This is a genomic window from Epibacterium ulvae (assembly GCF_018678075.1).
Classification (GTDB): Bacteria; Pseudomonadota; Alphaproteobacteria; order Rhodobacterales; family Rhodobacteraceae; genus Epibacterium; species Epibacterium ulvae_A.
This window is the reverse complement of record NZ_JAHHIR010000083.1, coordinates 1-6,390: the sequence shown is the minus strand read 5'-3', so window position 1 is coordinate 6,390 and position 6,390 is coordinate 1. Positions and strand designations below refer to the sequence as shown.

At 53.5% G+C, this 6,390-nt stretch carries 10 protein-coding genes; 1 reads left to right on the top strand and 9 read right to left on the bottom strand.

The features are described 5' to 3' along the window. The first annotated feature begins 14 nt into the window (after positions 1–14). On the top strand, positions 15–158 hold the full coding sequence (locus tag KMP13_RS17725) for an integrase core domain-containing protein (protein WP_435370370.1): 144 nt from the start codon (positions 15–17) through the stop codon (positions 156–158). Between the two features lie 583 nt (positions 159–741). Here the strand turns inward: KMP13_RS17725 and KMP13_RS17720 are convergent. The 9 genes from KMP13_RS17720 to KMP13_RS17680 all read right to left on the bottom strand — a co-directional run. After that, positions 742–1,539: an alpha/beta hydrolase gene (locus tag KMP13_RS17720; RefSeq protein ID WP_215267307.1), complete on the bottom strand. Its 798-nt coding sequence runs from the start codon at positions 1,537–1,539 to the stop codon at positions 742–744. Between the two features lie 968 nt (positions 1,540–2,507). Next, complete coding sequence (locus tag KMP13_RS17715) at positions 2,508–2,714, bottom strand: cold-shock protein (RefSeq protein WP_215267306.1); 207 nt, start codon at positions 2,712–2,714, stop codon at positions 2,508–2,510. Between the two features lie 290 nt (positions 2,715–3,004). Then, complete coding sequence (locus KMP13_RS17710; protein WP_215267305.1) at positions 3,005–3,301, bottom strand: 50S ribosomal protein L23; 297 nt, start codon at positions 3,299–3,301, stop codon at positions 3,005–3,007. Then, entirely contained in the window at positions 3,298–3,915 is a 618-nt protein-coding gene (rplD, locus tag KMP13_RS17705) for a 50S ribosomal protein L4 (RefSeq protein WP_215267304.1), read from the bottom strand. The genes KMP13_RS17710 and rplD overlap by 4 nt, the downstream gene beginning before the upstream one ends. Then, positions 3,912–4,616 carry a 50S ribosomal protein L3 gene (gene rplC, locus KMP13_RS17700; RefSeq protein WP_215267303.1) on the bottom strand — a complete coding sequence of 235 codons (705 nt, stop codon included), beginning with the start codon at positions 4,614–4,616 and terminating at the stop codon, positions 3,912–3,914. Before rplC ends, rplD begins: the two co-directional genes overlap by 4 nt. A gap of 18 nt (positions 4,617–4,634) precedes the next feature. Next, positions 4,635–4,949, bottom strand: a complete 315-nt coding sequence (rpsJ, locus tag KMP13_RS17695) for a 30S ribosomal protein S10 (RefSeq protein ID WP_008207555.1) — start codon at positions 4,947–4,949, stop codon at positions 4,635–4,637. A 191-nt stretch (positions 4,950–5,140) separates the two neighbouring features. Then, the gene (locus KMP13_RS17690; RefSeq protein ID WP_215267302.1) at positions 5,141–5,524 is read right to left on the bottom strand and encodes a hypothetical protein; all 384 of its coding nucleotides are present in this window, start codon (positions 5,522–5,524) and stop codon (positions 5,141–5,143) included. 28 nt (positions 5,525–5,552) lie between these two features. Then, positions 5,553–6,068, bottom strand: coding sequence for an ImmA/IrrE family metallo-endopeptidase (locus KMP13_RS17685; RefSeq protein ID WP_215267301.1), 516 nt, complete (start codon positions 6,066–6,068; stop codon positions 5,553–5,555). A 212-nt stretch (positions 6,069–6,280) separates the two neighbouring features. After that, positions 6,281–6,390 (bottom strand): hypothetical protein (locus tag KMP13_RS17680; RefSeq protein ID WP_215267308.1); only part of this gene is annotated, 110 nt, incomplete at its 5' end.

Here is a 6,390-nt window from a genome sequence, read left to right as displayed (position 1 = left end):
GCCTCAATGAAACGCTGTTTGGAACATTGCGCGACGCCCGCACAACGCTTGAAAAATGGCAGGAGGATTACAATTGGCGCAGACCACATTCAGCCTTGGCAAACCTGACACCGATGGAATTTTTGCAAAGAAAGGCAATGGACAAGCTGGCGGCCTAACGCCAAAGATTTAACCTCAAGGACTCCGCGCAAAACCGGAGGAGACTTGGGGCTCAGGTCACATGCATTGGCAAGAGTTTCAGCGAACTCACTTGTAGGACACGAACGAGAGAATAGACCGAATCGAGCTTGGGTAGAGGTCTATAGAGGCCTTTCTCACGGAACTACTAAAGATGCCTGCAAGAAGGCTGCGCCAATCGGCTTTCCCGAAGAAATAGAAGGCTTTGCCGATATCTTTGTGCAGCTGCAAACCGCCCGAAAGCGCGTGGATTACGATCCCACTTGTAATGTTGATACTGAGGACGCCCGCAGATGGGTCGCCTCGGCACAAGTCAGCATACAGCGGCTTCAGACGGCGGACAAGAACAGCAAGGTCGCATTTGCTACTTGGGTTTTGATAACGAGCCCAGGCGCGCTCTCGGCGCGGACAGCAGTAAAAGAAAACATCGGCCCTAACTTGGGACCACCTTCAAATTAGCCGGTATTTGGTGGAAGCGCATTGAGTTTAACATGGTGCCCCATTTTAAAACACAGCTGACCTCGCATAACAACTTCGCGCCGCTCATACACAAACATTGGATTATCATTGCGCGCCCAACCACGCATCTACCGCATCAGTATAACTCCCCTTCCGGCCTAATCTACCGTTGATTGCACGATGTGCCAGCGGGACGGGGAATACGTCGATCTGTGCAAACGGCGCGGCAAACCCCTCGGCAAAGGGACAGGGCCAATTGCGGGTGCTGGAACAGACGATCAGCAGGGGTGGATCCTCTGCGTCGATGTAATTGGATGGGGAGGCTGCGTGCCAAAGGGTCTGATCCTCGCCAAACACCGGTCCCAGCCAGCGTCGCGCGACGCCCGCCATACCCTGCGCCACGTCAATGGCAGCGGTATCCAGGGAGACCACAGCCACCGGCGCGCGCACCCCGGCCTCTTGCAACAGATCCTGCCGCACCGCCAGCAGCGTTGCCACATGCGCGCCAGAGGAATGCCCCATCAAGATGACGCGCCCTGGATCGCCGCCCCAACGCGCGGCGTTCTCCTCCACAAAGGCAAGCGCGCGGGCCAAATCCTGCACCTGCTCCAATGGGCCAGCGTCGGGCATCAGGCGGGTGTTGGTGGAGATAAAGACATAGCCTTTGGACGTGAAATGCCGGGATTTCGACAGCCAGACATTTGGCACCCGCTTATTGCCCGTGGTCCACGACCCGCCATGCAACATCAAGATTATCGGCGCCTTTTCCGCCCCCTTGGGCGCATAGACATCCATCCGATGTTTGCGGTGCGGGCCATAGGCGTATTCATCAAACATCTGAGCATAGGCCAGCCCCGCAAGCCCCAACAGGGCCGCTGTCAAAATCAAGATCCGTTTCAGCATCGCTCTGCCCGCTTGCCTGTTCACATGCAGCTATGAACTTATGAGAAATGCGATCCTACAAACACAAAAAAGCCTGTGCAATTGCAGCAGTTTTCTTAACGAAAATTGGGAAGTTACGCCTAGTTGAAACGTAGAGAGCTGAAAAGGGATCTAGTTTTCCAAAAATCGCCGACACGTTCGATTTATCAAGACAAGGAACAGCTTTGCGGTGGAAGCGTAAAAAGCAAAAGCCAAAAAAACACCCATGGGCCAGGCAGCCCGATAAAGTAAAGAAACACAGTTAAGCTGAGCGGCGACGTCATTTCAGACACGTCGCTAAGGAAGCTAAGAAGGCCTAGCTCCGCCCAGAAAGCTCCATGAATATGTATCAACATTGAGATTCCTCAGCTCACAATCGTCATTGTCAATGTAGCTTGATCGGAACAATTGCTGCCGAATTTGCAAATCGAGCCACCCCACTCACCCGTCGTCTCCCGCTTCCAAATCCCTCAACCTCACCATGCGCATGTTCGTCCCGGGCGATGTGGCGGATCTGATGTAGCCATCAATCACCTCTCCCGCACCGATGCGTTCCGCGCGCTGTCGCACACGGGCGAGTATTTCGGTTGTCGGCACCCCCCTCTCCATCTCCCCAGGGATGTTGTGGGCGATGTCGGCCAGCCCTTGCGCTTTCTTCAACTTTGACGTGGCGCGGACTTCAAGCAAGATGCGCGTAAGCAAACGGTGAAGCATTGAATAGTCTGACACATTGAAATCCCACTGTTCTATGCCGTTAAGCCTAAAGAACTTTGTTAAAAGAAAAAGCCCCCCGCCGTTTGGCGAGGGGCTCTTTTATCTTGTCAGAAAGGCAGGCCACTTTCAGGCCGGTGGACACGCGGGAACGGTGTCGCCTTTTTCTAGAAGCACACAGGCTGTTTCACGGCGTCTCGCTCACCCAAGGGGTCGCGAAGACATCCGTGAAAAGAAGCTTATGCGAGTTCCAGGTTTACGGCGCTTTCGCGGCCGTCACGGCCTGCTTCAACGTCGAATGTTACTTTTTGGTTGTCAGCCAGACCGGTCAGGCCGGAGCGCTCAACAGCAGAGATGTGTACAAAGATGTCTTTGCCACCTTCTTCAGGAGCAATAAAACCAAAACCTTTAGTGGAGTTGAACCATTTCACGGTGCCAGAAGCCATTCCGCAATTCCTTTTAAGTTAGACGCCACCCGCAGGATGCGATGGCGAGGCCGCGTAGAGGCAACATCGAATTCTACCGCCGCAGGGCCGAAAAAGAGTCGAAGAACGAAAACGTAGCTCGCAACCAATGGGACCTGAGCCCCGCCGCGTCAATCAAAAACTGCATAAATACAGCGCGAGGACCATGGAAACTGTGTCGATTCAGCACGATATCGCCGCAAAAGAAAAAGCCCCCCGCCGAGACCGGCGAGAGGCTTCATTCTGTGTCACCATGTGACCCGCTGATCTGATTACAGACCGGTGGATACGTCGATGGTGTTACCCTCTTCCAAGGTCACATAGGCTTTTTTCACGTCTTTACGCTTGCCCAGGCTGCCGCGGAAACGCTTGACCTTGCCCTTGGTGATGGTGGTGTTAACCGCTTTGACCTTCACACCAAAGAGCGCCTCAACGGCTTCTTTGATCTGTGGTTTGGCCGAATCGATCGCCACTTCGAACACAACCGCGCCATTTTCGGACGCCATGGTGGTTTTCTCGGTGATGATCGGCTTGCGGATCACGTCGTAATGTTCTGCCTTGGCACTCATTTCAAGCGAGCCTCCAGTGCTTCGACACCTGCTTTTGTGAGCACCAGAGTGTCACGCTTCAGGATGTCATAGACGTTTGCACCCATCGTTGGCAGGATATCCAGACCGTCGATGTTGCGCGATGCCTTCAGGAAAGCCTCATCCACGGACGCACCGTCGATGACCAACGCGCGTTTCCAGCCCAGGTTCTTAACCTGTTTGGCCAGGGCGGCGGTTTTGCCTTCGGAAGCTGCGTCTTCGATGATGACCAGTTCACCCGCTTTTGCTTTTGCGGACAGCGCGTGGCGCAGACCCAGCTTGCGGAACTTCTTGGGCAGGTCGTGACCGTGCGAACGCGGTGTTGGACCTTTGTAGATACCACCCTTGCGGAAGATCGGCGCGTTACGGTCACCGTGACGAGCGCCACCGGTGCCTTTTTGGCGATAGATCTTCTTGGTCGAGTAGCTGGTTTCCGAACGGGTCAGAACCTTGTGGGTACCAGCTTGGGCGTTATTACGCTGCCAGCGAACCACACGGTGCAGAATGTCTGCGCGTGGCTCCAGACCAAACAGGTCTTCGGACAGTTCAATATCACCGGCTTTGGCGCCGTCGAGTTTGATCACGTCAAGTTTCATGCTTCACCACCTTCCGCGGGAGCATCCGCAGATTTAACAGCAGCCGGGAAAGGCAGACCCTCGGGGGCCTTCTTTTTCACGGCGTCTTTGACGGTAACCCAGCCAGATTTTGGACCAGGTACGGCACCTTTGATGAACACCAGACCACGATCAGCGTCGGTTTTGACAACTTCAAGGTTCTGGGTGGTAACACGGGCTGCACCCATGTGACCGGCCATCTTCTTGCCTTTGAAAACCTTGCCAGGATCCTGACACTGACCGGTTGAACCGTGTGAACGGTGCGAAATCGAAACACCGTGTGTCGCACGCAAACCGCCGAAGTTGTGACGCTTCATCGCACCGGCAAAGCCTTTACCGATCGAAGTACCGGTTACGTCGACTTTTTGACCTGTCAGGAAGTGCTCTGCAGAAATTTCTGCACCCACTTCGATCAGACCTTCGGTCGGAACGCGGAATTCAACCAGCTTACGCTTGGGCTCAACTTTGGAGGCTGCAAAATGGCCACGCATCGCTTGCGACACGCGCTTCACTTTTGCGGAACCTGCACCCAGCTGAACTGCGGTGTAGCCGTCTTTGTCTTCGGTACGTTGTGCAACAACCTGCAGACCATCCAGCGAAAGAACGGTCACAGGGATCTGCTTACCGTCTTCCATGAACAAGCGGGTCATGCCCACTTTCTTTGCGATAATACCAGAGCGCATATATTTTACCCTCCGATCTTATGATTGCAGCTTGATTTCGACGTCAACACCAGCCGCGAGGTCGAGCTTCATCAGCGCGTCCACGGTCTGGGGAGTCGGATCAACGATGTCGAGCATACGCTTGTGTGTGCGGATCTCGAACTGGTCACGGGATTTCTTGTCAACGTGGGGACCACGCAGAACAGTGAATTTCTCGATCTTATTCGGCAGCGGGATCGGGCCACGAACGGTGGCGCCGGTGCGCTTGGCAGTGTTGACGATCTCTTGCGTGCTGGCATCCAGAACGCGATAGTCAAATGCCTTCAGCCGGATACGGATGTTTTGGCTTTGCATTATAGTAATGCCTTTATCCAGGCGTTGGAGTTGAGAGGAGGGCATGTGACCATCACGAACCCTCATCGAACCCAAAAGGCGGGAATCACCCCGCCTTTGTCTCGCTAAGCGAGATGGCGCTCTATACGTCTGAATGGGGCATCTGGCAAGGGGGTATGAGGCGTGGTGTACGGGGCTTTTGGCCTGCGAAGTTAATTTACATCTTTGTCTTTGGAATCGCTAAAAAGAAAGCGCACCGCAACGTAGCCCATTCCAACGACTTGCAGGAAAGTCTCGACCGTAACAGCCGTAATAAACCATTCATAATCGACATAATTTAGCCAGCCCGCACCTACAAACACGGCTAGACATCCATTGAAAAAGATAAGTGCGCTAATCCATGCGATTATCCAAGACGACCACGTTTTCCTTAGATCGAAAAACTCCCTAAGCCCTTGAACTCGAACAGCGGCTTCAACCGCCTTAACGCGCTTGTCGAGTTCCTGTGCCTCCACTTTCCCTTGGTCAAAAGCCTCATCTTTCCTAGACAAAGTCGGCTCAACATTAGAGATCCCAATGGCTTCGGCAGAAAACAATCTCTTTGATCCTATTTGCTTTTGCGTATCAGGACTTCGCCAACCACGGGTTGCGGTGCAATGTGGCTAACCTGTTTTCGATAACATCCTCAGACACGGCAAACATACGTGCGAGTTCGCCGATGTCTGCTACATCTCGATATTTCTCGAGCAAATCTAAAGGCACTAGGAAATTTGCCGCAAACTGGTCTGCCTCGACCTCTTCGATAGGTTTTTCACCTTCGTGGTGGTTAGAGCGATACACAGGCTGGTAATTCTGAGACTCAATATACTCTTGGTGCATCAAAGCGTGTCCGAGCTCGTGAGCAATTGTGAATACCATGCGGCCAGTGCTAATGTCGCGATTTACAACGATCTTGTTGTCCGCTTTGTGGTAGAAACCAGATATTTCCCTATCATGAGGTGCAGCGAAAGATGCGTAAACGACTTCGATTCCTTTGTCCTCAGCAACGGCTTCAGGATCAAAGGGAGGAAGTTTCGGCAGATTGGCTCTTGCGCGCTTGGCTTCTATGGACGCTCTTTTAAAGTCCGGAGTACGGGCCATCAAAACCTCCCAAACATCATTCCAGCAGATGATTCATATGGCGATCGCCGCGCATAAGTCAAGACCACGATAGAGTCAATGCCTTTAAATCGCTAAGTTCGATCATAAAAAAGGCCGCCCATTGGGCGGCCTTTCTATCATTCAGAACCGGGGGCTCTCGGCGATTTTCTTGCGAAACCCGCCTGCCGCCTCGGTCCAAAATCTTCGAGTGATCACTCAGTGATCTTCGATACAACGCCCGCGCCAACAGTGCGGCCGCCTTCGCGGATCGCGAAGCGCAGACCGTTTTCCATCGCGATAGGCGCGATCAGTTCAACGTCGA

Excerpts from the sequence above, each read along its gene's own strand:
- rpsJ (WP_008207555.1), bottom strand. The coding sequence starts at position 4,949 with ATGCAAAGCCAAAACATCCGTATCCGGCTGAAGGCATTTGACTATCGC.
- rplC (WP_215267303.1), bottom strand. The coding sequence starts at position 4,616 with ATGCGCTCTGGTATTATCGCAAAGAAAGTGGGCATGACCCGCTTGTTC.
- rplD (WP_215267304.1), bottom strand. The coding sequence starts at position 3,915 with ATGAAACTTGACGTGATCAAACTCGACGGCGCCAAAGCCGGTGATATT.
- KMP13_RS17685 (WP_215267301.1), bottom strand. The coding sequence starts at position 6,068 with ATGGCCCGTACTCCGGACTTTAAAAGAGCGTCCATAGAAGCCAAGCGC.
- KMP13_RS17715 (WP_215267306.1), bottom strand. The coding sequence starts at position 2,714 with ATGGCTTCTGGCACCGTGAAATGGTTCAACTCCACTAAAGGTTTTGGT.
- KMP13_RS17720 (WP_215267307.1), bottom strand. The coding sequence starts at position 1,539 with ATGCTGAAACGGATCTTGATTTTGACAGCGGCCCTGTTGGGGCTTGCG.
- KMP13_RS17710 (WP_215267305.1), bottom strand. The coding sequence starts at position 3,301 with ATGAGTGCCAAGGCAGAACATTACGACGTGATCCGCAAGCCGATCATC.